Here is a 23,485-nt window from a genome sequence, read left to right as displayed (position 1 = left end):
TCGACATCGAGATATCTGGTGCGCTCTCCTCATGACCGGGATAGCCTGGGGATATGGCCGAACTGAGACTCGAAGAGCTGACCGCGCAGACCATCGTCGCGGCGCGCAACCTCGCCCTCAAGCCCGGCCAGGAGGCCTTCATCGAGCCGGAGACCTACGTGCACGCCGAGCAGGATCTCGATCCTGCGGGTTCGTGGCCGCGCGTCGTGCTCGACGGCGACGACGTCGTCGTCGGCTACGTCATGGGCACGTTCGACCCGGACGCCACCGAGGACTACCTGAAGGCCGCGCTCTGGCGCGTGCACGTCGAGGCGGATGCCCAGGGATCCGGCGTCGGACGCTTCGCCGTGAAGGCACTCGCCGAGGAGGCCCGCCGTCGCGGCTTCTCCCAGATCACGGTGGTGTGGGCATCCGGCGAGGATGGCCCCGAGGAGTTCTTCAAGGCTGTCGGCTTCGAGGTCGTCGGCGAGACTCCCTACGGCGAGAACCTCGGCGCACTCGCCCTCTGACGCCATGCCGCAGCCGGGAACGCCGGACGCGTTCGTCGAGGCGGTTCTCGATATCGTCGCCGCGATCCCCGAGGGCTGCGCTCTGAGCTACGGCGAGATCGCCGCGATGCTCGGCTCCCACGCCGCCCGGCAGGTGGGGCGGATCATGGCGCACCATGGCGGCGACGTCCCGTGGTGGCGCGTGGTGCGGGCATCCGGCGAGGTCGCGCCGGGGCACGACGACGCGGCACTCGAGCACTACCGTCGCGAGGGAACGCCCCTGCGATGGGCGAGCGATGGATCCGGTTTCCGCGTCGACATGCGCCGCGCACGCCCCCGCGACTGACGATCTCTCGGGACAGGCGGGTCCTCCCCCCGAACGGGCGTGCACACCCCGGGTGTCCGAACGATAGCCTGTCGTGTCATGAGCCGCACCGACGACATGATGGCTGCGATGCAGCAGCACCTGCGCGGCACCGCGTTCGCGTTCCGCCGCACCCCGAAGGGGTTCGACATCGAGCTGGACCTCGCGAACCCCGCCTGGTGGGTGGTGTTCAAGGAGACGCGCCTCAGCGCCACCTCCAGCTATTCGATCATCACCGACGAGATCGACTCGACGTTCACGATCATCGAGACTCCGCGTCAACTCGCCTGGGGCCCCGACAACGCGCCTCGCTTCGCAGCGCAGGCCTCCGCCTCCACCCGCCAGCGCCTCGACGACCAGGTGGACCTGCGCGTGAGCGCGGAGCCCATCCGCCGGCTCGTGCGCCGCGAGGCCGACGAGCTGGGATTCACCGAGACGATGGACCGCCGCAGGCTGTTCACGATGCTCGGGGTCGCGGCGGCGGGCGTCACGGCGGTCGCGGTCGTGCTCGTCATCCTGCTCTCCACCATGCAGGGCGGCTGAGCGCGCGCTGGAGCTCAGGGTGGCGGGACTCGCTCACACGAGCGAGTCGCGCCACGCCTTATGCAGCGCCGCGAAGCGTCCGGTTCCGGCGATGAGGTCGGAGGGGGTGCCGTCTTCGACGATGCGCCCGTGCTCCATCACGAGCACCCGGTCGGCGATCGAGACGGTCGACAGGCGGTGCGCGATGACGATCGCGGTGCGATCCGCGAGCAGGGTCGTGAGCCCCTCCTGCACGAGGCGCTCACTCGGGATGTCGAGCGACGCCGTCGCCTCATCGAGGATGAGCACGGCCGGGTCGGCGATGAACGCACGCGCGAAGGACAGCAGCTGGCGCTGGCCAGCCGACACGCGTCCGCCGCGCTTGTTGACATCCGTGTCATAGCCGCCCGGAAGCGCCTCGATGAACTCGTGCGCGCCCACCGCCTTCGCCGAGGCGATGATCTCGTCGCGGCTCGCTCCCGGCTTGCCGAGGGCGATGTTGTCGGCGACCGAACCCGAGAACAGGTACGCCTCCTGGGTGACCATGACCACCGCGCGGCGCAGATCCTTGGGGTGCACGGTGCGCATGTCGATGCCATCGAGCAGCACCGAGCCGGAGCTCGGGTCGTAGAACCGCGCGACGAGCTTGGCGAGCGTCGACTTGCCTGCCCCCGTCGATCCGACGAGCGCGATCGTCTGCCCCGCGGGGATGTGCAGGTCGAACTCGGGCAACACGACCCGGTCGGCGTTGTACGCGAACTCGACGCCGTCGAACTCGAGCTCGCCCTTCGCCTCCCACAGATCGACCGGCTTGGCGGGCTCGGGAACACTCGGGTTCTCGTCGAGCACGCCGGAGATCTTCTCGAGCGCAGCGAACGCCGACTGGTACGAGTTGTAGAACTGCGCCATCTCCTCCATCGGGTCGTAGAAGCGGCGCGCGTACATGAGGGCCGCGAGCAGCACGCCGATCGCCAGCCCGCCGTCGACCACCCGCAGCCCGCCCACGAGGAGCACCGCCGCGACGACGATGTTGCCGACCACGACGAGAGCCGGGTCGAAGATGCTGAACACGCGGATCGCTCGGGCGTTGGCGTCGCGGTAGTTCTCGACAAGCTCGCCGAACTCCCGCTCGTTGCGTTTCTCCGCACGGAACGCCTTGACGGCGCGCATGCCGGTCATCGTCTCCACGAACTTCACGATGACGCGCGCCGAGTGCACGCGCGTGGCGCGGAACGCCTTCTGCGACGCCACCTGGAACCAGCGAGTGAGCGCGAACAGGACAGGCAGCGAGCACGCGACGATGAGCGCCGTGACGGGGTCGATGATGACGAGCGCTATCGCGATGAACGCCATGTAGAGGATGCCGCGGATGAGACCCTGCAGTCCCGAGTCGAGCAGCTCGCGGATCGAGTCGAGGTCGTTCGTCTGCCGCGCGATGATGCGGCCCGAGGTGTAGCTCTCGTGGAACTCGAGGCTCAGCAGCTGCGAGTGGCGGAAGATGCGCCCGCGCAGGTCGAACAGGAAGGCCTGGCTGAGCCGCGCCGACAGCATCGTGTACTGCCACATGAGCACCGCGCCCACGACAGCCGCGGTCAGATAGAGCGCCACGATGCCGATGAGCGGCATCGCATCCGAGCGTTCGACGATCGCGGGAAGGCCCACATCGATTCCGAGCGCGATGAGAGCGGGCCCCGCGGTCTGCAGAGCCGTGCTCACCGCGATGACGACGAACGACCAGATGACGCGCGTCTTGAGGGGGCGCAGAAGCGATCCGAGCAGTTTCAGCGCGCGGGCGCGGATGACCTTGTTCTCGGCGCGAGTGTAATCCTGGCGGTCTTCGCCTTCGACGCCCTCGATGACGGCGGTCATGCGCGCACCTCCTCGATCGTGCGGTCGTCGTCGAGCGACGAGATGACGTAGCGGTAGTGCTCGTTGCGCGCGAGCAGCTCGCTGTGGGTGCCGACATCGGTGATGCGGCCGTCCTGCAGCAGTGCAACGCGGTCGGCGAGCATGACGGTCGACGGACGGTGCGCGACGATGAGCGCCGTCGTGTCGGCGAGCACGCTGCGCAGCCCCGCTTCGACGCGCGCCTCCGTATCGACATCGAGCGCCGAGAGCGGATCGTCGAGCACGAGCACCGAGGGGCGTGCAGCGACGGCACGCGCGAGCGCGACGCGCTGGCGCTGCCCACCCGAGAGGCTCATGCCCTCCTCCCCGATCGTGGTATCGGCGCCCAACGGCAGGCGCTCGACGAAGTCCGCCTGCGCGATCTCGAGCGCCTCGGCGAGCACCGCCTCAGCCTCGGGGGAACCGGGCTCGAGCTCGGGGCGGCCGATGAGCACGTTGTCGCGCACGGATGCCGAGAAGAGCGTCGCCTCCTCGAACGCCATCGCGATGCGCGCGCGCAGCTCGTCGCGCGTGAGGTCGCGGATGTCGACACCGTCGAGCAGAATGCGGCCGCCTGTGACGTCGTAGAGCCGCGTCGTGAGCGCGGTGAGGGTGGTCTTGCCGGAGCCGGTGAGGCCCACGAGCGCCATCGTCTCACCGGGTTCGAGCGCGAGCTGGATGTCGTCGAGCAGGTCCGGCACGCCATCGGGCGAGTCCTGGTAGCGGAAGTGCGCGTGATCGAACACGAGGCGTCCGCGTGCCTCGGCGGGCGTCGACGGCGTCGCAGGATCCGTGATCGGGTTCGGCTCGTCGAGCACCTCGAAGAGCCGCTCCACAGCGGTGCGCGCCTCGAAGGTCATCTGCAGCAGCCATCCGATGGACTCGATCGGCCAGCGCATCACCGCAGCCGCCGAGAAGAACGCCACGAGCGCGCCGACGCTCAGCTCACCGGTGGCAGCGAGCCACACACCGCCCAGCAGCGACAGAGCGAACGCCGTGTCGGGGATCATGAGCAGCCACAGCCACAGCTGCGCCACAGCCTTCGCCTTCGCAAGCTCCGTGCCGCGCAGCTCCTCCGCCTGCTGCAGGAACGCCTGGAGGCTGTGCTTGCCGCGTCCGAACGCCTTCAGCACGCGGATGCCGTGCACCGACTCCTCGACCGCGGTCGCGAGGTCGCCCTGCTGATCCTGGGCGCGGCGGGACACGATCGAGTAGCGCTTCTCGAAGCGGAAGCTCACGAACCACATCGGGATGGACGTGATGATGAAGATGAGGGCGAGCTGCCACGACCACGTGAAGAGGATCGTGAACCCCAGGATGATCACGACGACATTGCCGACGAGCAGCACGATGCCGAACGCGAACCAGCGCCGGATGATGGAGAGGTCGCCCATCGCGCGCGAGAGCAGCTGGCCCGACTGCCACCGATCGTGGAACGAGACAGGCAGGTCCTGCAGCTTCGCGTACAGGGTGTTGCGGATGCCCGCCTCGATGTGGGTCGAGGGCGTCAGCACGAGGCTGCGTCGCAGCACCATGAGCACACCCTCGGCGATGCCGAGCAGCAGAACGACGCCCGCCGCGGGCCACACGGCGGCGGCGTCGCCGTCGGCGAGCGGTCCGTCGACGATCCACTGGAGCGCGATCGGCACGCCGAGCGCCACGAGGACGAGCGCGATGTAGACGAAGAAGCTCACGATCGTGCGTGCCAGGTAGGGGCGCACGAACGGCAGGAGCCGCATCAGGGTGCGTGTGGTGCCGCGAGCAGGCGCAGGGGAGGTGGCGTGTGGCATGGATCGGTTTCGCTGACGCGCACGGAGGCGCAGGGAGGAAGTGGGAAAGCCGGAGGGCGCGTCCGGTTTCCCGATGCGCGCCCTGGCAGCCTTCCAGCTTATGCACGACGATCCCCGCGCGCAATAACGCTGATGGATCACATATTCACTACACTCAGGCCGGGGCGACCCGCCAGGTGGCCGCCCTTCCACCACCACATCCCGACCTCATCCTCCGGAGCCATCTGTGACCTCTCAGACCACGACGAGCCAACCGCGAAGCGGACTCGACAAGTTCTTCCACATCAGCGAGCGCGGCTCGACCATCGGCACCGAGGTGCGCGGCGGTCTCGTCACCTTCGTGACGATGGCGTACATCGTCATCCTGAACCCGCTCATCCTCAGCACCGCCGACGTCGACGGCAATGTGCTCTCGGGCCCCGCCGTCGCCGCGAGCACCGCCCTCACGGCCGGGATCATGACGATCCTGTTCGGCGTCATCACGCGGCTCCCCTTCGCATTCGCGGCGGGCCTCGGCCTCAACGCGTTCCTCGCGTTCTCGGTCGTCGGCCAGGTCAGCTGGGGCGAGGCGATGGCCCTCACGATCATCAACGGCCTTATCATCGTGCTGCTCGCCGCCACCGGCCTGCGCAAGATGATCTTCGACGCGGTGCCCGTGCAGCTGAAGCTCGCGATCACTGTCGGCATCGGCCTCTTCATCTCGTTCATCGGCTTCGTGAACGCGGGCTTCGTGACCACCGGCGGCGGCACGCCCGTCGAGCTCGGCATCGCCGGCTCGGTCGCGACGATCGACACCCTGCTCTTCGTCGTCACCCTGCTGCTCGGCGGCATCCTGATCGCCCTCAAGGTGAAGGGCGCGATCCTCATCGCCCTCGTCGCCGGCACCGTCGTCGCCGCGATCGTGAACATCTTCACCCCCGTGGCGGACTTCGGCCTCGCGGCGGGCATCTTCGCTCTCCCCGACCTGAGCCTCGTCGGCGCCGTGGACTTCGGCTTCGACCTCGGCAAGGTCGGCTTCGTCGCGCTGCTGATGTTCGTGTTCACCCTCGTGTTCACCAACTTCTTCGACGCCATGGGCACCATGACCGGTCTCGCCAAGGAGGCTGAGCTGGCCGACGAGAAGGGCGACTTCCCGCGCATCAAGTCGGCGCTCATCGTCGAGGGCGTCGGCGCCGTCGTCGGTGGCGCGACCTCGTCGTCGTCGGCGACCGTCTTCGTCGAGTCCGGCTCGGGCATCGGCGAGGGCGCCCGCACGGGTCTGGCGAACGTCGTCACCGGTGTACTCTTCCTGCTCGCGATGTTCGTGACCCCCGTCACCGGCCTCGTCCCCGGCTTCATCGCCGCGGCCGCTCTGGTGCTCGTCGGTGCGATGATGCTCGCCCAGATCAAGAACATCGACTTCAGCGACTTCAACGTGCTGCTCCCGGTGTTCCTCACGGCGACCGTCATGCCGATGACCTACTCGATCGCGAACGGCATCGGCGCGGGCTTCGTCAGCTGGGTCGTCGTCAACGCGCTCAGCGGCAAGGCCAAGACGGTGCACCCGCTGCTGTGGGTCGTCGCGGCGGGCTTCGTGCTCTACTTCGCGCGCGGACCGATCGAAGCGCTCATCGCGTAACGCGCTCCGCACGCACGAAGGCCCGGATGGTTCGCCATCCGGGCCTTCGTCGTTCGCATCAGAGGTGCGGTGTGGTCAGAGACATGTCTCGCGCAGCCAGCACCCCATTCAGACACCCTTTCCTGCCCTGAGACACCCGCGCGCGGGTGTCTCAGCTGCCAAAGACATGTCTATGGCAGCGGAGGAGGGAGGAGGCGAGTCAGTGGAAGAAGTGGCGCTCTCCGGTGAGGTAGAGGGTGACGCCGGCCTTCTCGCACGCCTCGATGACCTCGGCGTCGCGCACGGAGCCTCCCGGCTGCACGATCGCTCGGATGCCGCCGTCGATGAGGATCTGCGGTCCATCCGCGAACGGGAAGAAGGCGTCGGATGCGGCGACCGAACCGGCCGCGCGCTCCCCCGCGCGCTCGATGGCGAGCTTGCACGAGTCGACGCGGTTCACCTGGCCCATGCCGACACCCACCGAGGCACCGCCCGAGGCGAGCAGGATGCCGTTCGACTTCACGGCGCGCACCGCGCGCCACGCGAAGGCGAGGTCGGCGAGCGTCTGCTCGTCGGCGGCATCGCCCGTGGCGAGAGTCCACGTGGCCGGGTCGGCGAAGTGCGCGTCGGGCTCCTGCACGAGCAGTCCCCCGGAGATCTGGCGCATCTCGACGCGACCGGGCACGTTCGGCTGGTACCCGGCGGGCAGCTCGAGCAGACGCAGGTTCTTCTTCGCCTGCAGCATCTCGAGCGCCTCCGGCTCGAACCCGGGCGCCACGATGACCTCGGTGAAGATGGGCGCGATCGACTCGGCCGTCGCCTTCGTGATGACGCGGTTCGCGGCGATCACACCACCGAACGCCGAGACGGGGTCGCATGCGTGCGCGAGCGCGTGGGCGGTCGCGATGTCATCGGCCGTCGCGATGCCGCACGGGTTCGCGTGCTTGATGATCGCGACCGTGGGCGTCTCGTGGTCGTACGCGGCGCGCAGCGCGGCATCCGCATCGACGTAGTTGTTGTAGGACATCTCCTTGCCGCCGTGCTGGATCGCCTGGGCGATGCCGGCCGCGCCGGGGTGCGTGTAGAGGGCCGCCTTCTGGTGCGCGTTCTCGCCGTAGCGGAGGGTCGCGTCGAGGTCGGCGTGCACGTCGAGCTGCGGGGCGAAGCTGGACACCTCTTCGCTGGATGCGGGGGCAGAGGCTACGTCGATCGTCCAGTCGGCGCCGGGAACCTGCTCGACGAACCACTGCGACACCGCGGCGTCGTACTGGGCGGTGTGCAGGAAGGCGTCGCGCGCGAGCTCGCGGCGCTGCGCGAGGGTCGTGCCGCCGTCCGCGAGCGCCTCGACGATCGCACCGTACTTCGCAGGCGAGACGACGACCGCGACATTCGCGTGGTTCTTCGCCGAGGCGCGCACCATCGCGGGGCCGCCGATGTCGATCTGCTCGACCGCCTGATCGAACGAGGCGCCCGAGGCGACCGTCTCGACGAAGGGGTAGAGATTCACGACCACGAGCTCGAACGGCTTGATGCCGAAGGTCTCGAGCTCCGCCTCGTGGCTCTCGAGGCGCAGGTCGGCGAGGAGGCCCGAGTGCACGTGCGGGTGCAGGGTGCGCACGCGCCCGTCGAGGTGCTCGGGGAAGCCGGTCAGGTCGCCGATCTGGGTGACGGGGAGACCCGCATCCGCGATCGCCTTCGACGTGCCTCCCGTCGACACGATCTCGACGCCCGCGTTCGCGAGCGCCGTGGCGAGCTCGACGAGCCCCGTCTTGTCGCTCACGGCGATGAGGGCTCGGCGGATCGCGACGCGGTCGCGTTCCCGGTAGAGGCTGGGGTCGATCTGATGTCCGCTCACGATGCGTACTCCTTGAGGTCGATGGTGCCGTCTGCGATGTCGAGCACGGTCTGCACCAGCAGCTCGCGTTCGACAGGCTTGATGCGGTCGTGCAGGGTGGCTTCGGTGTCGCCCGGTTCGATCGGCACACGACGCTGGTGCAGGATCGGTCCGGTGTCGACACCGTTGTCGACGATGATGACGCTCGCTCCCGTCTGGGCGGCACCCGCGGCGAGCGCATCGCGCACCGCGTGGGCCCCCGGGAACTCGGGCAGGTAGGCCGGGTGGGTGTTGATGAGCGCGGGGCTGAACGCCTCGACGACCTGCGGCGGAACCAGACGCATGAGACCCGACAGGATCACCACATCCGGCTCCCACTCGCGCAGCTGGGCGAGCAGCTCGTCGCCCCACGCCTCGCGCGAGTCGAACGAGGTGAACGGCACGACGAAGCTCGGGATGCCGAAGTGCTCGGCGTGCGCGAGGCCGTCAGCCTGACGGTCGGCGCCGACCGCGACGACACGGGCGGGGAAGTCGGCCGACTGAGCGGCATCGAGGAGGGCGCGGAGGTTCGATCCGCCCCCGGAGATGAGGACGACGAGGCGCAGCACTGGCTCAGCTTATCGCGAGGCGGATTCGGTGAGACGAGCCGTGACGCGCGACGGGACCGCGGCGGCGAGCCCGATGGCGATGCCGAGTGCGAAGAGCCCCGCCGCCGCGAGACCCACGGCGAGCGCATCCGGGCCCACCGCGCTGAATCGACCCGGTCCCATCGCCCCCGCGGAGGCCGCCGCAAGCAGGCCCGCGAGGAGCCCGCCGAAGACGCCGCCCGCGACCGCGACGATCGCGAACCAGAGAGCCCGCGAGGCGTCGCCGAGCTGACGCAGCACACGCGAACGCACGAGCGCTCCCGCGATGAACCCCGCCGCAACCGGCACCGCGAGCCCCGCGAAACCGAAGTCGAGCCCTCCCGCGGGAAGGGCGCCGAGCATCGGGATCGCGGGAAGCGGCCCGACCGCTGTGCCGAGCGGCGACACGAGCGAGCCCTCACCGAGCGCGAAGCCGGGGCCGAGGAACCACGACATCGCCCACACGACCACGTTCGGCATGAACGCGAGCTGTCCCGCCGTCAGCACGAAGCCGCCCAGCACTTCGGTGTGGAGGGTCTCGTAGAGGCTGATCATCTGCGCGTAGCCCGCGAACAGGAGGACCGTCACCGCGATCGCGCTCACCGCGAGGGTGAGGGTGACGGATGCCGCCCCCGCCGTGAGAGCGGCGCCGACGGATGCGCGCGTGCGCGGCCGCCAGTCGGCGATCCAGTCGCGCAGCGAGCTGCCGTTCGCATCCGGGCCCTGCTCGGCTCCCGCGCGCAGCACACCCAGCAGCAGACCCGTGCCGTAGACGAGCGTCGGCAGCAGGGCCCCCTGCCAGAGCGACGGACGCGCGTCGGCGTGGAGGGCGGAGAAGGTGACGAGGAACGAGAGCGCCGCGAACACGCCGAGGCTCGCCAGCTCGCCGAGCGCGCGGTGCCCCGTCTCGGCGATCCGCCCGCCCGCGCGCACACCGAGCACAAGCGTCAGGAGCGCGAAGCCGAGGGCGGCGATCGACACGAGCACGCGGGTGCCGGCGGGAGCGCCGATCGACGCGGCGGTCGCCTCATCGAGCACGAAGGTCACGTCGACGCCGTGGCCGATGAGCCACACATCCACCGCGGCGCGCCAGAAGCCCGCCCAGTCGGGGGCGAAGCCGAAGTGCGCGGCCCACAGGATCGTCGCCGGCAGCAGCGGAATGGCGACGCCGATCGCGACCACCAGCAGCGCCTCGAAGGCAGAGAACAGCAGAGTGAGGCGGCGGGTCACGCCCCGTAGCCTACGTCGCCGCGCCTCCGACGCCGGGGTGGCGCGCAGCTCTCACGCGGACGCGGCCTCCGTGAGGATCGCGACGGCGGCCGCGCGCGCCTCGGCTGCGGTGGGGGCGGCGATCGCCGCGCGTGCGGCGCGGGTGCACGCGGCACCGTCCACCACCGCGAGCGCTGCGGCGACATCCCCGAGGGCGCGGGCGCTCATCGACAGCTCCGTCGCCCCGAGTCCCACCAGCACGGGAGCGAGGGCGGGGTCGGCGGCGGCTTCCCCGCACACACCCACCGGCTTGCCGGATGCGAGACCCGCCTCCCCGATGAGCGCGATGAGGCGAAGCACGGCCGGCTGCCACACATCCACGAGGTCCGAGAGCTCGCCGAGGTGGCGATCGGCGGCCATCGTGTACTGGGTGAGATCGTTCGTGCCGATGCTCACGAAATCCAGCTCGGCGATGAGCTCCCGCGCCGTCATCGCCGCCGCGGGGGTCTCGATCGTGATCCCCACACTGCGGATGCCGACCGCACGGGCGCGCCGAGCGAAATCGCGCGTCTCCTCGAGGGTCGACACCATCGGCGCCATCACACGCAGATCCACCGACTCCTGCTCGCCGGCCGCGGCGAGCGCCGCGAGCTGCGTGTCGAGCAGGGCCGGATCTCGCCGGGACACCCGGAGCCCGCGGAAGCCGAGCGCCTCATCCTGCTCACGGGCGACATCGACGAACGGCAGCGGCTTGTCGGATCCGGCGTCCAACGTGCGGGCGATCACCATCTGGCCGGGGAACGCCGCGAGCACCGAACGATACGCGGCGACCTGCTCATCGAAGTCGGGAGCGACCTGACGATCAAGGAAGCAGAACTCGGTGCGGAACAGCCCCACGCCATCCGCACCCGCCTCCGCCGCGGCGCGCGCATCCACCGCGCCCCCGATGTTCGCGAGCAAGGGGATGCGGATGCCGTCCGCCGTCATCGCGTCGCCCACGTACGGCGTCGGGGCGCGGTGCACCGCCGTGGCCACATCCTCGGGGCTCGGAGAGGTGTCGACGGCACCCGTCGAGCCGTCGATGAGCACCATCTCGCCGTCGAGGATCGCCTCGATGTCGGCCATCCCCACGATCGCGGGCAGCCCGAGGGCCCGCGCGATGATCGCGGTGTGCGACGTGGGGCCGCCGAACTGCGTCACGATGCCGACACACGCGCTCGACGCGAGCGACACCGTGTCGGCGGGGGCGAGATCGCGAGCGACCAGCACGAACGGCTCCGCCCGCCGGGGGACGCCCGGCAGATCGACGCCCAGCAGATCGGCCACGATCCGGTCGCGCACATCCCGCACATCCGCGGCCCGTTCGGCGTGCATCCCGCCGAGCGACTCGAGCAGGGCGGCGAACTGCGCCGCCGCATCCCACACGGCGCGCTCTGCAGTGCGACCGTCGTCTCGCACGCCAGCCTCAGCCGCCGCACGCAGCTCCGGGTCGATGGCCATGAGCGCCGACGCCTCGAGGATCGCCGACGTCTCCGCGTCCGCGGCCGCCGCGAGTTCGCGGAACCGCACCGCGACCCGCTCGCCCGCCGCCGCGATCCGCGTCACCTCGAGCACACGGTGCTCCACGGCCACGTGCGCCGTCGCGAGCGGCTCCGAGAAGCGGCCCACGAGGTGCACGGCGGGCGCCGCCGCTCGCCCAGGGCTCACGCCCTGCCCGGTCAGCACCGTGGATCGCCCGACGGCACAGTGCCCGAGATGAGGTACGCATCGACGATGTCGTCGATGCAGCGGACGCCGTTGCCGTAGATCGTGTGCCCCTCGCCCTCATAGGTCACGAGGAAGCCGCTCGACAGCTGCTCCGCCAGTGCGACCGCGTTGGCATAGGGGGTGGCGGGGTCATTCGTCGTGCCGATCACCATGATGGGCGCAGCGCCCTCCGCGGTGAACGTCGTGGGGAGGTCGGCGACCGGGAACGGCCAGTTCGAGCACACCACATCGAGCACCGCGTAATCGTCGTACGCCGCGTACCGGCCGAGGATCGGCGCGGCCGCGTCGATCTGCGCGATGCCGTCGAGGGTGCTCACACCATCCGTCGCGAGGTCGCCCTCGTTGCAGATCACACTCGTGTAGATCTCCATCGAGTTGCCGCTGTATTCGCCCAGGCTGTCGCGGTCGTTGTAGGCGTCGGCGAAGAGGAACACCGTGTCGGCATCCATCTTGCGCAGCTGTGTGAAGAGCGTCGAGAGCTCGGGCCACGAGCTCTCGGAGTACAGCGTGTAGATGATCGCCGTCGCGACTGTCGCCGAGTCGAGCACGCGCCCATCGGAGGCGGTGAGCTTGCGGGCATCCACCGTGTCGAGCATCTGCCGCACCGTCGCGAGCGCCGCATCCACCCCTCCGCGGAACGGGCAGTCCGACTGCGGCAGGCACCACTCCATGTAGGCGCGCAGCGCCGAGTCGAAGCCCGCCATCTGCGTCACGAGGCTCTCGAGGTCGCCGACGGCCGGGTCGACGGCGCCGTCGAGCACCATCCGACCCACCTTCTTCGGGAACAGCTCGGCGTACATGGTGCCGAGGTAGGTGCCGTACGAGTAGCCCAGGTAGTTCAGCTTCGTGTCGCCGAGGAGCGCGCGGATGACGTCCATATCGCGCGCGACGGATGCGGCATCGAGGTGACCGAGCAGCTCGCCCGTCTTGCTCACACACGAGGCGGTCCAGTCTGCGGCGCGCGCCGTGAGCTCGTCGAGCCAGCCCTGCGTGCCGTAGGCGTTCGCGAAGGTGCCGTAGAGGTACTCATCCTTGTCCGCGTCGTCGGCGAAGCACTCGATGCCCGTCGAGCCGCCGACGCCGCGTGGGTCGAAGCCGATGACGTCGTATCGCTTCAGCACCTCAGAGCTCACGATGTAGGGAGCCGAATACGCAACGAAGTCGAAGCCTGAGCCGCCCGGTCCGCCCGGGTTCACGAGCAGCGAGCCGATCGGTGTGCCCGAGGCTCGATGGCGCGCGATGGCGATCGTGATCGTCTCACCCGTCGGCTCCGACCAGTCGAGCGGCACCGTGACATCCGTGCAGTCGACGCGCTCCGTGCCGCAGTCAGAGCGCCAGTCGAGCTCCTGCGTGTAGAAGCGCTCGAGATCGGGGTCGACCGTCTCGCGCGTCGGACCGGGGCGCACCTCGTTGGAGCTGCCGCCCCCGGGGCCGAACAGCGGGATGAGCGTACAGCCGGACAGCAGAAGCGACGCGCTCAGAACGGTGGCGAGCACGGCGCCGAGGCGGCGGGCGGGGGTCGAAGCCATGCCGACAGCCTAGAGCGCCACCCCCGCGTCGAACCTGCCTGAACGACGACGCGCCCCGATCCGGCAACCGGATGGGGGCGCGTCGCATGCGGACGGATCCGCGGAACTACTTGGCGGCGAGGACCTCGCGCAGCAGGGCGGCAGCCTCGGACGGCGTCTTGCCGACCTTCACGCCGGCGGCCTCGAGGGCCTCCTTCTTCGCCTGCGCAGTGCCGGCCGAACCGGACACGATCGCGCCGGCGTGGCCCATGGTCTTGCCCTCGGGGGCCGTGAAGCCCGCGACGTAGCCGATGACCGGCTTCGTGACGTTCGCCTTGATGAACTCGGCCGCACGCTCCTCGGCGTCGCCTCCGATCTCGCCGATCATGACGATCGCCTCGGTCTCGGGGTCGGCCTCGAACGCGGCGAGCGCGTCGATGTGGGTCGTGCCGATGATCGGGTCGCCGCCGATGCCGATGGCGGTCGAGAAGCCCAGGTCACGCAGCTCGTACATCATCTGGTAGGTCAGGGTGCCCGACTTCGACACGAGGCCGATCGGTCCCTTGCCGGTGATGTTCGCGGGCGTGATGCCGACGAGCGCCTCACCGGGGGTGATGATGCCGGGGCAGTTCGGGCCGATGATGCGGGTCTTGTTGCCCTTGGACTTCGCGTAGGCCCACGCCTCGGCGGTGTCCTGAACCGGCACACCCTCGGTGATGACCACGAGCAGCGGGATCTCGGCGTCGATGGCCTCGATCATCGCGTCCTTCGTGAAGGCCGGGGGAACGAACGCGATCGACACATCCGCGCCCGTCTTCTCGATGGCCTCCTTGACGGTGCCGAAGACGGGGAGCGTGACGCCGCCGTCGTGCTCGACCGTGGTGCCGGCCTTGCGCGCGTTGACACCGCCGACGATCTGCGTGCCCGCCTTCAGCATCAGGGCGGTGTGCTTGGTGCCCTCGCCGCCGGTGATGCCCTGGACGATGACCTTGGAGTCCTTGTTGAGGAAGATCGACATGTCTCTCTAGTCCTTACTTCGCAGCCAGCTCGGCGGCCTTGTCGGCGCCCTGGTCCATCGAGGTGGCAACGGTGACGAGCGGGTGGTTGGCGGCCGCGAGGATCGCGCGGCCCTCCTCCACCTGGTTGCCGTCGAGACGGACGACGAGCGGCTTGGTGGCCGCGTCGCCGAGGATCTCCAGCGCCTTCACGATGCCCTCCGCGACGGCGACGCACGAGGTGATGCCGCCGAAGACGTTCACGAACACGCTCTTGACCTGCTCGTCGCCGAGGATGACGTCGAGGCCGTCGGCCATGACCGTGGCCGAGGCGCCGCCTCCGATGTCGAGGAAGTTGGCGGGCTTGACGCCGCCGTGGTTCTCACCGGCGTACGCGACGACGTCGAGCGTCGACATGACGAGGCCCGCGCCGTTGCCGATGATGCCGACCTGGCCGTCGAGCTTGACGTAGTTGAGGCCCGCGGCCTTCGCCTTCGCCTCGAGCGGGTCTGCGGCGTCCTTGTCCTCGAGCGCTTCGTGCTCGGGGTGACGCACCTCGCTCGCGTTGCCGTCGAGCGAGACCTTGCCGTCGAGCGCGACGATCTCACCGGATCCGGTGAGCACGAGCGGGTTCACCTCGACGAGGGTGGCGTCTTCGCCCGTGTACACCTCGTAGAGCTTCACGAAGACGGGGGCGACCTTGTCGACGATCTCGGCGGGGAACTTCGCGGCGACCGCGATCTCCTTCGCCTTGTCGAGGTCGATGCCGGTGAGCGGGTCGATCTCGATGCGCGCGAGCGCGTCGGGGCGCTCCTCGGCGAGCTGCTCGATCTCCATGCCGCCCTCGTAGGAGGCGAGGCTCAGGTACGAGCGGTTGGCGCGGTCGAGCAGCACCGAGAAGTAGTACTCCTCCGCGATGTCGGCACCCTGGGCCACCATGACGCGCTTGACGACATGGCCCTTGATGTCGAGACCGAGGATCGCCTCTGCGGCGGCCTCCGCGTCATCCGCAGTCTTGGCGACCTTGACGCCGCCGGCCTTGCCGCGACCTCCGGTCTTGACCTGCGCCTTGACGACGGTCACGCCGCCGATCTTCTCGGCCGCGGCTCGCGCCTCGGCGGGGGTGTCTGCGACGATGCCAGCAAGTACGGGAACCCCGTACTTCTCGAACACGTCGCGGGCCTGGTACTCGTAGAGATCCACGCTGTCGCTTCTTTCACATCGCGGCGGAAATGTTGGGGGGCCTGAACTCTCTCGACGCCGAGATAGTTCGACGTCGAGATAAATGGCCGTGTGCCACTCTACCCCGCTCGCTCAGGGAGGACGACACGCCGCCCCCGCCCCGAAATCCGCCGTCGGGCGGCGGGTCGCCCTCCCCAAGGGGCGGCGCATCCGCCCGAAGGGATGAAGGGCCCGCTCAGGCGGACGCGAGGGCCGCGGAGAAGAATAGGCCGATGACGACCGCCCGCGACTACCTCGCCGAGGGTTCGCTCGTGCTCGGCGGCGGGGCGGCGCTGCTGCTGCAGCTCGCGCATCCGACCGTCGCGCGTGCTGTCGCTGCGCACAGCGACTTCACCCGCGATCCGATGCGGCGGCTTCGGCACACCCTCGGCTACGTGTACGCGCTCGGTGTCGGCTCCCCCGAGGTCGCGGAGACCGCGGCCCGCTGGGTGGATGACGCCCACCGCGGGATCCCGGGAGCCACGGATGCGGAACCGCAGCTCTGGGTCGCGGCGACGCTCTACGACACGGGCACGCGCGTGCACGATGCCCTCTTCACCCCGCTCCGCGAGGACGTCGCCGAAGAGGTGTACGCCGCATCCGCCCGCTTCGGCACGAGCCTGCAGGTGCCCGCCGAGCTGTGGCCCGCCGACCGCGCGGCGTTCGCGGCGTACTGGGAGGCGATGCTGCCGACGCTCGCTGTCGACGACACCGCGCGCGCTCTCGCGCACGCGGTGCTGCATCCGGCGCGCGGCACCGTGCCCGGGTGGGTGCGTCTCGCGATGCCGCTCGCACGCCTCTCGACCGCAGCGCTGCTGCCGGATGCCGTGCGCGACGCGTACCGACTCCCCCGTCGCCCGCGGCGCGAACGCGTGGCCCTCGCGACGGCGCGCGCGATCGCGCACCTCGCCCCGCGGCGCATCCGTCAGCTGCCCTCGCGACTGCTCATGCCGTCCGCCCCCACTTCCCTTCTGTGAGGGGTCGCGAATGACCGATGACACGCCGTCATACCCGTCATTCGCGACCCCTCAGTCGAGAGGCGACGGCGACACCGACCAGCCAGCCAGCCAGCCAGCCAGCCAGCCAGCCAGCCAGCCAGCCAGCGGATTCTCTAGGATTCGAGACACCCGCACATGAAGAGGTGTTGTCGTGTCCACGTCTGAATCCGTCGACTTCAGCTTGCCGCGCCCGAACGTAGGGATCGCGGATGCGACGCGCGTCCTGCGTGAGCTGTGGGGCCTCGACGCCGACACCGCCGTCGAGCTCGGGAGCCAGCAGGACCGCAACTTCCGCGTCGACACCCCCGAAGGCCGGTTCGTGCTGAAGCTCGGCAACCCGGGCCTCCCGATCGAGCAGCTGCGACTGCAGCACCTCGCGTTCGAGCGGATCGCGACCGCGGCACCCGAGATCGCGGTGCCCGCCGCCCGACAGACGCTCGCGGGCGACGACCTCGCGCTCGCGCACGTCGACGGCGTCGAGCTCCCCGTGCGCTGCGTCACGTGGATCGAAGGCACACCGCTCACCGAGCTGCCCCCCTCACCCGCTCTCGCGACATCGCTCGGCGAGACAGCCGCGCGCGTGGCCGCCGCCCTCGCCGGCCTGCCGCACGAGGAGGCACCGCGCACCGGGTGGGATCTGAGGCTCGCCTCCGATCTGGTTCGCGAGCTCACCCCCAGCATCCCGGACCCCGACGAGCGCGCCCGCGTGACGGCCGCAGCCGAGCGCGCCACCGAGCGCCTCCGCGATCTGGCCGACCGTCTGCCGGTGCAGCTCATCCACGGCGACATCACCGATGACAACGTCGTCGCCGATGCCGCGGGCGAGCGCATCTCGGGCGTCATCGACTTCGGCGACCTGTCGTCAGGGTGGCGCGTCGCCGAGCTCGCGGTGGGCACGACGACACTGCTCGCCCACACCCCCGGGGAGCCCTGGCGCGTGCTCGACCAGGTGCGCGCCTTCGACGCGATCACGCCGCTCGATGACGCGGAGATCCGGGCGCTGTGGCCGCTCGTCACACTGCGCGCCGCCGTTCTGGTGGCCGCCGCTCACCACCAGCTCGCCCTCGACGACGACAATCCGCACGTCTCTCGCGAGGTGGATCGCAACGCGACGGTGCTGCGCACGGCGCTGGAGACGAGGATGGATGAAGCCGCGCTGGTGCTACGCGCCGCCCTGCGCCCGCTCGCCGACGCCCCCGCTGCCACCGCGTCGCTGCTGCATGAGGGCACCGCCGTCACGCACCTCGACCTGTCCGTGTACTCCTCCGTGTGGGATGCGGGCGCCTGGCTCGACGGCGGCACAGCGGGGGCCGAAGCGGAGCGCACGCGCGAACCCGGCTCGGTCGTCGCCACCCGCCACGGCGAAGCCCGCCCCGATCACGGCATCGCCCTCAGCTCCACCCCTCCGCGGTCCGTCTCTCTCGGAGTCTCGCTCTTCCTCGACGCCGGCACCCCGCTCGCGGCTCCGTTCGCGGGTGAGGCGCGCGTCGATGAGGACGGCACGCTCGTGCTCGCCGCCGGCGGGGCGGAGCTGCGCATCGACGGCGCGCGCGACGCCACGACGGGCGCTGTCGCGGCGGGCGACCCGCTCGGCACCTCCGGCGAGCGCCTTCGCATCGCTGCCGCCCGGCTCCCCGGCCTCACTCCGCCCACCCGCATCCGCGCGAGCGAGCGCGCGCTCTGGGCTGAGGTCTGCCCCGACCCGCTCGCCTGGATCGGCATCGAGGCGCCCTCTCCTGATCCGGGGGTTCCCTCCTCGACAGCGGTGCCCGCATCCGCTCTGCTCGAGCGCCGCGAAGCCGCCTTCGCTCGCGTGCACGAGCGCTACTTCGCGAACCCGCCGCGCATCGAGCGCGGGTGGCGGCATTACCTTCTCGACGAAGACGGCCGCAGCTACCTCGACATCGTCAACAACGTCGCCGCGGTCGGCCACGGACATCCGCGCATCGCCGAGGCGGCGGCCGCCCAGTGGCGCCGCCTCAACACCAACTCGCGCTTCCACTACGGCGAGCTGGTGCGCTACAGCGAGCGCCTCGCCGCCCTCGCCCCGGAGGGTCTCGACACGGTGTTCCTCGTCAACAGCGGCACCGAGGCCGTGGATCTCGCGATCCGCCTCGTGCGTGCGGCGACCGGGCGCCCCACCGTGATCGGCCTGCGCGAGGCGTACCACGGCTGGTCGATGGCCTCGGATGCGGTGTCGTCGAGCCTCAACGACAACCCGCACGCGCTCTCCTCGCGCCCCGACTGGGTGCGGCTCGCGGATGTGCCGAACCCCGTGCGCGGCACCTATCGCGGCCCGGACTCGGGCCCCGCATACGTCGCTGATTTCGCGGAGCTCGTGTCCCAGCTCGTCGCCGAGGGCGCCCCGCCCGCTGGGGTCATCGGCGAGGCCGTCTTCGGCAACGGAGGCGGCGTGCTGCTTCCCGACGGCTACCTCGCGGGCGTCTACGCAGCCGTGCGCGCCGCGGGCGGGCTCTGCATCGCCGATGAGGTGCAGGTGGGCTTCGGGCGTCTCGGCCACCACTTCTGGGCGTTCGAGCAGCAGGGCGCGGTGCCGGATGTCATCACGATCGCGAAGTCGATCGGCAACGGCCAGCCGCTCGGCGCCGTCATCACGACGCGCGCGATCGCCGAGGCGTTCGCCGCCGAGGGCAGCTTCTTCTCGTCGGCGGGCGGCAGCCCCGTGAGCTGCGTCGTCGGCAACACCGTGCTCGACATCCTCGAGGACGAGCAGCTCATCGAGAACGCCCGCATCGTGGGCGACCATCTGCGCGACGGTCTCGCCGCGCTCGGTGCGCATCATCCGTCCGTCGGCGCGGTGCACGGCATGGGGCTGTACCTCGGCCTCGAGCTCGTCTCGGATCGAGACGCGATGACGGCCGACGGCGCGCTCGCGACAGCGGTGTGCGAAGGGCTGCTCACTGAGGGCGTCATCGTGCTGCCGACGGGCGACGGCAAGAACGTGCTCAAGATCAAGCCGCCGATGACGCTCACCGCCGCCGACGCCGACTACTTCGTCGAGCGCCTGGATGCGGTGCTCACCCGTCTCCGGCGCTGACCACCCGCATCCGCCCGCCTCCGATCCCCGAGGGGTCGCAAATGGCAGGCGACACGCCGGGGAGAGCGGCCGTTTGCGACCCCTCCACGTGTGATGCGGCCCGCGCGACGGATCCCGCCGGTACTCAGAGCCCGATGCTGTCGGCCCACTGCAGCACGCGCTGCGCGTTCAGGGTGACGGCGCGCGAGGGCATGCCCTCGTATTCGCGCCCGAGGCTGAACGGGATGGGACCCTCGTGCCAGTGCTCGAGCGTGAAGCATCCATCGGCGTCGGCCTTGCCGCGCAGCAGCGCCACGGCATCCGCGAGGCGCGGGTCGCCCTCGGGCCGGGCACGGCGGAAGTGCTCGAGGGCTCGCAGCGCGTCGTAGAACCACCGCACAGGCCACGACAGCATCGAGAATCGCGGATCGATGAGCTCGCCCGTGCTGCGCCGCCAGAGCAGTCGCCGTTCGAGCAGGTACTCCTCGGCGCCGAGCCGAGCTTCGCGCACGGCCTGATCGTCGTGGCCCGCGAGCTCCCACTCGAGCAGGCCCTCGAGCACGCAGATCGTGGGATGGAATGACGACACCGGATCGCTCCAGCAGTTCCAGCCGCCGTCCGCGCGGCGGTCGTCGAGCAGGGTCTCGACAATCCGCTGCCCGCCGAGCCCTTCGACGCCGCGGCCGAAGTACGCGGCGTTGGCGAGCGCGGTGCCGTTGATGCACGCCTCGGTCTCGCCTTCGAAGTAGGGCTCGTCGTCGTGCTCCCAGCGCACGTTGTCGCGCACGAGCTCGACGGCCCGCACCACAGCGGGGTCGGTGGGGTCGGCGCCGTACTCGCGCAGGCTCGTGAGCGAGAAGTGCGTCGCCGTCCAGGCGTCGTACGCGGGCTTGGACTCATCGACCCATCCGGGGCGGTAGGTGCCGCCGTCCCAGCGGCCGTCGCCCTCCTGCAGGGCGAGCAGCTGCGCACCCCACCCTTCGCGGGCCACACGCGCTCGCTCGGCCGCGACCTCCTCCGCGGGGGCGGCGAGCAGATCCTGCAGCACCTGCCAGCGGATGGAGGGATCGGAGTCGAGCAGCCAGTCGGCGAGCTCCGCGCTGAGGGTCATGCGGGGATGCTACGCCTGACGTGCGACGCGGACTACAGCTTCTCGATGGGTGCGATCTTGATGAGCAGACGCTTGCGGCCCGCGGTCTCGAACTGAACCTCGGCGATCGCCTTCGGGGCCTCTCCGGTGACGTTCACGACCTTGCCGTCGCCGAAGTCGGTGTGACGGATGCGGTCGCCCGCTTCGAGCGTGAGGTCGCCGTTGTCGCGGACCGTGTTGGTGACCGCCGACTTCCATTCGCGCTTCTCCCGGTTGGGTGCGGGCGGCAGCGAGTCGCGGTAGTTGAAGCTCGGTCGCGACGAGCGGCCCCCGTTGAGGGCACGCGACTGCGTGCCGCCTCGCGAGTTGGCCATGCCGGGCGACTGGCGCCATTCGATGAGGTGCCCGGGGATGTCCTGCAGGAACCGGCTCGGCAGCGCCACCGAGGTGTCGCCGAACTGGGCGCGCGTCATCGCGAGCGAGAGGTAAAGGCGCTTTCTGGCGCGCGTGATCCCCACATAGAACAGGCGCCGCTCTTCGGCGATGCCGCCGGGCTCCCCCGCCGACATGCGGTGCGGAAGCAGGTCCTCTTCGATGCCGGTGAGGAACACCGTGTCGTATTCGAGGCCCTTCGCGGTGTGCAGCGTCATGATCGTGACGGCACCGGATTCGTCGTCGATGTCATCGGCGGCGGCCACGAGCGCAACCTCGGTGAGGAAGTCGATGAGACGCCCCTCGGGGTTGCGCTTGGCGAACTCCTTCGTGAACGACAGGAGCTCCTCGACGTTCTCCGCGCGCACCTCATCCTGGGCGTCGCGCGTCGCGCGCAGAGCGTCGACGTAGCCCGTGCGCACGAGCAGCTCCGTGAGCACGTCGGCGGGGGGCTTCGTCTCGACCATCGCCTCGACGTCGTCGAGGATCTTCCCGAGATCCATGATGGCCTTCGTGACCTTGGGGCCGAGGCCCAGCTGGTCGGCTTCCCGCAGCGTCTCGCGCAGCGGCGTGCCGATGCGGTCGGCGTGAGCCTGCAGGGCAGCTTCGGTCGCGGGGCCGATGCCGCGCTTGGGGGTGTTCATGATGCGACGCAGAGCCAGGTCGTCGGCGGGGTTCGCCACCTGGATGAGGTAGCCCATGACGTCCTTGATCTCGGCGCGCTCATAGAACTTGGTGCCGCCGGCGATGCGGTACGGGATCGCCGAGCGGATGAGGATGTCCTCCAGTGCGCGCGTCTGCGAGTTGACGCGCACGAACACGGCCATGTCCTTGTACGACTCGCCCTGCTCGTGCAGCTTCTGGATCTCGTCGGCCACGAATTGGGCTTCGTCGTACGCGGAGTAGCCGGTGAAGCCCGTGATCTTCGCGCCCGCGCCCGCGGTGGTGAAGAGGTTCTTCTCCTGGCGGTCGAAGTTGATCGAGATGACGGCGTTGGCGGCGTCGAGGATGTTCTGCGTCGAGCGGTAGTTCTGCTCGAGGAGGATGACCTTCGCGTCGGGGAAGTCGCGCTCGAACTCGACGATGTTGCGGATGTCGGCGCCGCGGAACGCGTAGATCGACTGGTCGGAGTCGCCGACGACGGTGAGCGAGGCGCCGGGGATGCCGCCCGTCGCGTCGGTGCGCGTGCGGGTGTCCGCCGGCACATGCTGCGGTTCGATCCCGCGCGTCAGCTCGCGGATGAGCGCGTACTGGGCGTGGTTGGTGTCCTGGTACTCGTCGACGAGCACGTGACGGAACCGACGCTGGTACAGCGCCGCGACGTCCGGGAACGCGCGGAACAGGTGCACCGTCTCGGCGATGAGGTCGTCGAAGTCGAGTGCGTTGGCCCGGCGGAGGCCGTGGGTGTAGCGGCGGAACACCTCGATGAAGGCAACCTCGGCGGGGTCGTTCGGGTTGACGCTGCGCGCGTACGTGTCGGCGTCGGTGAGCTCGTTCTTGAGCTTCGAGATCTTCCCGGCGACGCTCGGCACGGTGAGCCCGAGGGTGTCGACCTCGAGTTCCTTGATGATGCGCTTGAGGAGCGCCTTCGAATCCGAGGAGTCGTAGATCGTGAACGCCTGCTTGAGACCCATGACCTCCGCCTGGCGACGCAGGATGCGCACGCACGCCGAGTGGAACGTCGAGATCCACATGCCGTCGGCGGCACCGCCCACGAGCTGATGCACGCGCTCGCGCATCTCGGCGGCGGCCTTGTTGGTGAAGGTGATCGCGAGGATCTGGCTGGGCCACGCTTCGCGGGTCGACAGGAGCCCTGCGATGCGGCGGGTCAGCACGCTCGTCTTGCCGGATCCGGCTCCCGCGACGATGAGGAGCGCTTTGCCGCGGTACATGACGGCTTCCCGCTGCTGCGGGTTCAGTCCGGCGAGGAGCGGGTCTTCGGGGGCGAGGGACGCGGGAGCTGCGCCACCGGGGTCGGTGTCGAATCCGTCGAGGAGGAAGGTCATGGCGGCCCCAGTCTAGGCGGGGCCCCCGACCGTCAGCCGGGTGCCTCGGTCGGCCTCAGAGCCTCGTGCCGAACACGATGGCGCCGGCCGGCGCCTGGGAGCGGCGCCGGCCGG

Annotated in this window: 17 protein-coding genes; 6 read left to right on the top strand and 11 right to left on the bottom strand. The window is 70.0% G+C overall.

Annotated elements, in window-relative coordinates; genetic code table 11:
- Window positions 1-53 precede the first annotated feature (53 nt).
- The 3 genes from HCR12_RS01935 to HCR12_RS01925 all read left to right on the top strand — a co-directional run bounded on the left by HCR12_RS01935 (window position 54) and on the right by HCR12_RS01925 (window position 1,395).
- Window positions 54-509, top strand: a complete 456-nt coding sequence (locus HCR12_RS01935) for a GNAT family N-acetyltransferase (RefSeq protein WP_166868932.1) — start codon at window positions 54-56, stop codon at window positions 507-509.
- A 4-nt stretch (window positions 510-513) separates the two neighbouring features.
- Window positions 514-834, top strand: a complete 321-nt coding sequence (locus HCR12_RS01930) for an MGMT family protein (protein ID WP_166868930.1) — start codon at window positions 514-516, stop codon at window positions 832-834.
- A gap of 78 nt (window positions 835-912) precedes the next feature.
- Window positions 913-1,395 carry a hypothetical protein gene (locus tag HCR12_RS01925; RefSeq protein WP_166868928.1) on the top strand — a complete coding sequence of 161 codons (483 nt, stop codon included), beginning with the start codon at window positions 913-915 and terminating at the stop codon, window positions 1,393-1,395.
- Between the two features lie 33 nt (window positions 1,396-1,428).
- Here HCR12_RS01925 and HCR12_RS01920 read toward each other — a convergent pair whose 3' ends face one another.
- Complete coding sequence (locus tag HCR12_RS01920; protein ID WP_166868925.1) at window positions 1,429-3,243, bottom strand: ABC transporter ATP-binding protein; 1,815 nt, start codon at window positions 3,241-3,243, stop codon at window positions 1,429-1,431.
- Entirely contained in the window at window positions 3,240-5,051 is a 1,812-nt protein-coding gene (locus HCR12_RS01915) for an ABC transporter ATP-binding protein (RefSeq protein WP_166868923.1), read from the bottom strand. The genes HCR12_RS01920 and HCR12_RS01915 overlap by 4 nt, the downstream gene beginning before the upstream one ends.
- Window positions 5,052-5,277: 226 nt before the next feature.
- On the opposite strand from HCR12_RS01915, the gene HCR12_RS01910 reads away from it, so the two are divergent.
- On the top strand, window positions 5,278-6,669 hold the full coding sequence (locus tag HCR12_RS01910) for an NCS2 family permease (RefSeq protein WP_166868921.1): 1,392 nt from the start codon (window positions 5,278-5,280) through the stop codon (window positions 6,667-6,669).
- A gap of 199 nt (window positions 6,670-6,868) precedes the next feature.
- On the opposite strand, the gene purH is transcribed toward HCR12_RS01910, so the two are convergent.
- The 7 genes from purH to sucC all read right to left on the bottom strand — a co-directional run bounded on the left by purH (window position 6,869) and on the right by sucC (window position 15,790).
- A complete protein-coding gene (purH, locus tag HCR12_RS01905) occupies window positions 6,869-8,503 on the bottom strand; it encodes a bifunctional phosphoribosylaminoimidazolecarboxamide formyltransferase/IMP cyclohydrolase (protein WP_166868919.1) in 1,635 nt (544 codons plus the stop codon).
- The gene (purN, locus tag HCR12_RS01900) at window positions 8,500-9,090 is read right to left on the bottom strand and encodes a phosphoribosylglycinamide formyltransferase (RefSeq protein WP_166868916.1); all 591 of its coding nucleotides are present in this window, start codon (window positions 9,088-9,090) and stop codon (window positions 8,500-8,502) included. The genes purH and purN overlap by 4 nt, the downstream gene beginning before the upstream one ends.
- 9 nt (window positions 9,091-9,099) lie before the next feature.
- The gene (locus HCR12_RS01895; protein WP_166868914.1) at window positions 9,100-10,338 is read right to left on the bottom strand and encodes a cell division protein PerM; all 1,239 of its coding nucleotides are present in this window, start codon (window positions 10,336-10,338) and stop codon (window positions 9,100-9,102) included.
- Window positions 10,339-10,389: 51 nt separating this feature from the next.
- A complete protein-coding gene (ptsP, locus tag HCR12_RS01890) occupies window positions 10,390-12,042 on the bottom strand; it encodes a phosphoenolpyruvate--protein phosphotransferase (protein ID WP_224763587.1) in 1,653 nt (550 codons plus the stop codon).
- Window positions 12,036-13,613 carry an alpha/beta hydrolase gene (locus tag HCR12_RS01885; protein ID WP_166868912.1) on the bottom strand — a complete coding sequence of 526 codons (1,578 nt, stop codon included), beginning with the start codon at window positions 13,611-13,613 and terminating at the stop codon, window positions 12,036-12,038. Before HCR12_RS01885 ends, ptsP begins: the two co-directional genes overlap by 7 nt.
- 106 nt (window positions 13,614-13,719) lie before the next feature.
- Complete coding sequence (sucD, locus tag HCR12_RS01880) at window positions 13,720-14,610, bottom strand: succinate--CoA ligase subunit alpha (protein WP_166868910.1); 891 nt, start codon at window positions 14,608-14,610, stop codon at window positions 13,720-13,722.
- Between the two features lie 13 nt (window positions 14,611-14,623).
- Window positions 14,624-15,790 carry an ADP-forming succinate--CoA ligase subunit beta gene (gene sucC, locus HCR12_RS01875; RefSeq protein ID WP_166868908.1) on the bottom strand — a complete coding sequence of 389 codons (1,167 nt, stop codon included), beginning with the start codon at window positions 15,788-15,790 and terminating at the stop codon, window positions 14,624-14,626.
- 251 nt (window positions 15,791-16,041) lie between these two features.
- On the opposite strand from sucC, the gene HCR12_RS01870 reads away from it, so the two are divergent.
- Both HCR12_RS01870 and HCR12_RS01865 read left to right on the top strand, forming a co-directional pair.
- Window positions 16,042-16,785 (top strand): oxygenase MpaB family protein, encoded by a 744-nt coding sequence (locus HCR12_RS01870; RefSeq protein ID WP_166868906.1) that lies wholly within the window; start codon window positions 16,042-16,044, stop codon window positions 16,783-16,785.
- Between the two features lie 172 nt (window positions 16,786-16,957).
- Window positions 16,958-19,864 carry an aminotransferase gene (locus tag HCR12_RS01865; protein ID WP_166868904.1) on the top strand — a complete coding sequence of 969 codons (2,907 nt, stop codon included), beginning with the start codon at window positions 16,958-16,960 and terminating at the stop codon, window positions 19,862-19,864.
- Between the two features lie 124 nt (window positions 19,865-19,988).
- On the opposite strand, the gene HCR12_RS01860 is transcribed toward HCR12_RS01865, so the two are convergent.
- Together HCR12_RS01860 and HCR12_RS01855 are read right to left on the bottom strand one after the other, a co-directional pair.
- Window positions 19,989-20,954: a hypothetical protein gene (locus HCR12_RS01860; protein WP_166868902.1), complete on the bottom strand. Its 966-nt coding sequence runs from the start codon at window positions 20,952-20,954 to the stop codon at window positions 19,989-19,991.
- A gap of 32 nt (window positions 20,955-20,986) precedes the next feature.
- Window positions 20,987-23,371 carry an ATP-dependent helicase gene (locus HCR12_RS01855; protein WP_166868900.1) on the bottom strand — a complete coding sequence of 795 codons (2,385 nt, stop codon included), beginning with the start codon at window positions 23,369-23,371 and terminating at the stop codon, window positions 20,987-20,989.
- Window positions 23,372-23,485: the final 114 nt, after the last annotated feature.

Source organism: Salinibacterium sp. ZJ70 (genome assembly GCF_011751865.2).
Lineage (GTDB): Bacteria > Actinomycetota > Actinomycetes > Actinomycetales > Microbacteriaceae > Homoserinibacter.
This window is presented reverse-complemented; position numbering and strand designations above follow the sequence as displayed.

Bases quoted from the DNA above. Each gene is read 5' to 3' on its own strand.
- HCR12_RS01935 (WP_166868932.1), top strand. From the start codon at position 54: ATGGCCGAACTGAGACTCGAAGAGCTGACCGCGCAGACCATCGTCGCG.
- HCR12_RS01930 (WP_166868930.1), top strand. From the start codon at position 514: ATGCCGCAGCCGGGAACGCCGGACGCGTTCGTCGAGGCGGTTCTCGAT.
- HCR12_RS01925 (WP_166868928.1), top strand. From the start codon at position 913: ATGAGCCGCACCGACGACATGATGGCTGCGATGCAGCAGCACCTGCGC.
- HCR12_RS01920 (WP_166868925.1), bottom strand. From the start codon at position 3,243: ATGACCGCCGTCATCGAGGGCGTCGAAGGCGAAGACCGCCAGGATTAC.
- HCR12_RS01915 (WP_166868923.1), bottom strand. From the start codon at position 5,051: ATGCCACACGCCACCTCCCCTGCGCCTGCTCGCGGCACCACACGCACC.
- HCR12_RS01885 (WP_166868912.1), bottom strand. From the start codon at position 13,613: ATGGCTTCGACCCCCGCCCGCCGCCTCGGCGCCGTGCTCGCCACCGTT.
- sucD (WP_166868910.1), bottom strand. From the start codon at position 14,610: ATGTCGATCTTCCTCAACAAGGACTCCAAGGTCATCGTCCAGGGCATC.
- HCR12_RS01870 (WP_166868906.1), top strand. From the start codon at position 16,042: ATGACGACCGCCCGCGACTACCTCGCCGAGGGTTCGCTCGTGCTCGGC.
- HCR12_RS01860 (WP_166868902.1), bottom strand. From the start codon at position 20,954: ATGACCCTCAGCGCGGAGCTCGCCGACTGGCTGCTCGACTCCGATCCC.
- HCR12_RS01855 (WP_166868900.1), bottom strand. From the start codon at position 23,371: ATGACCTTCCTCCTCGACGGATTCGACACCGACCCCGGTGGCGCAGCT.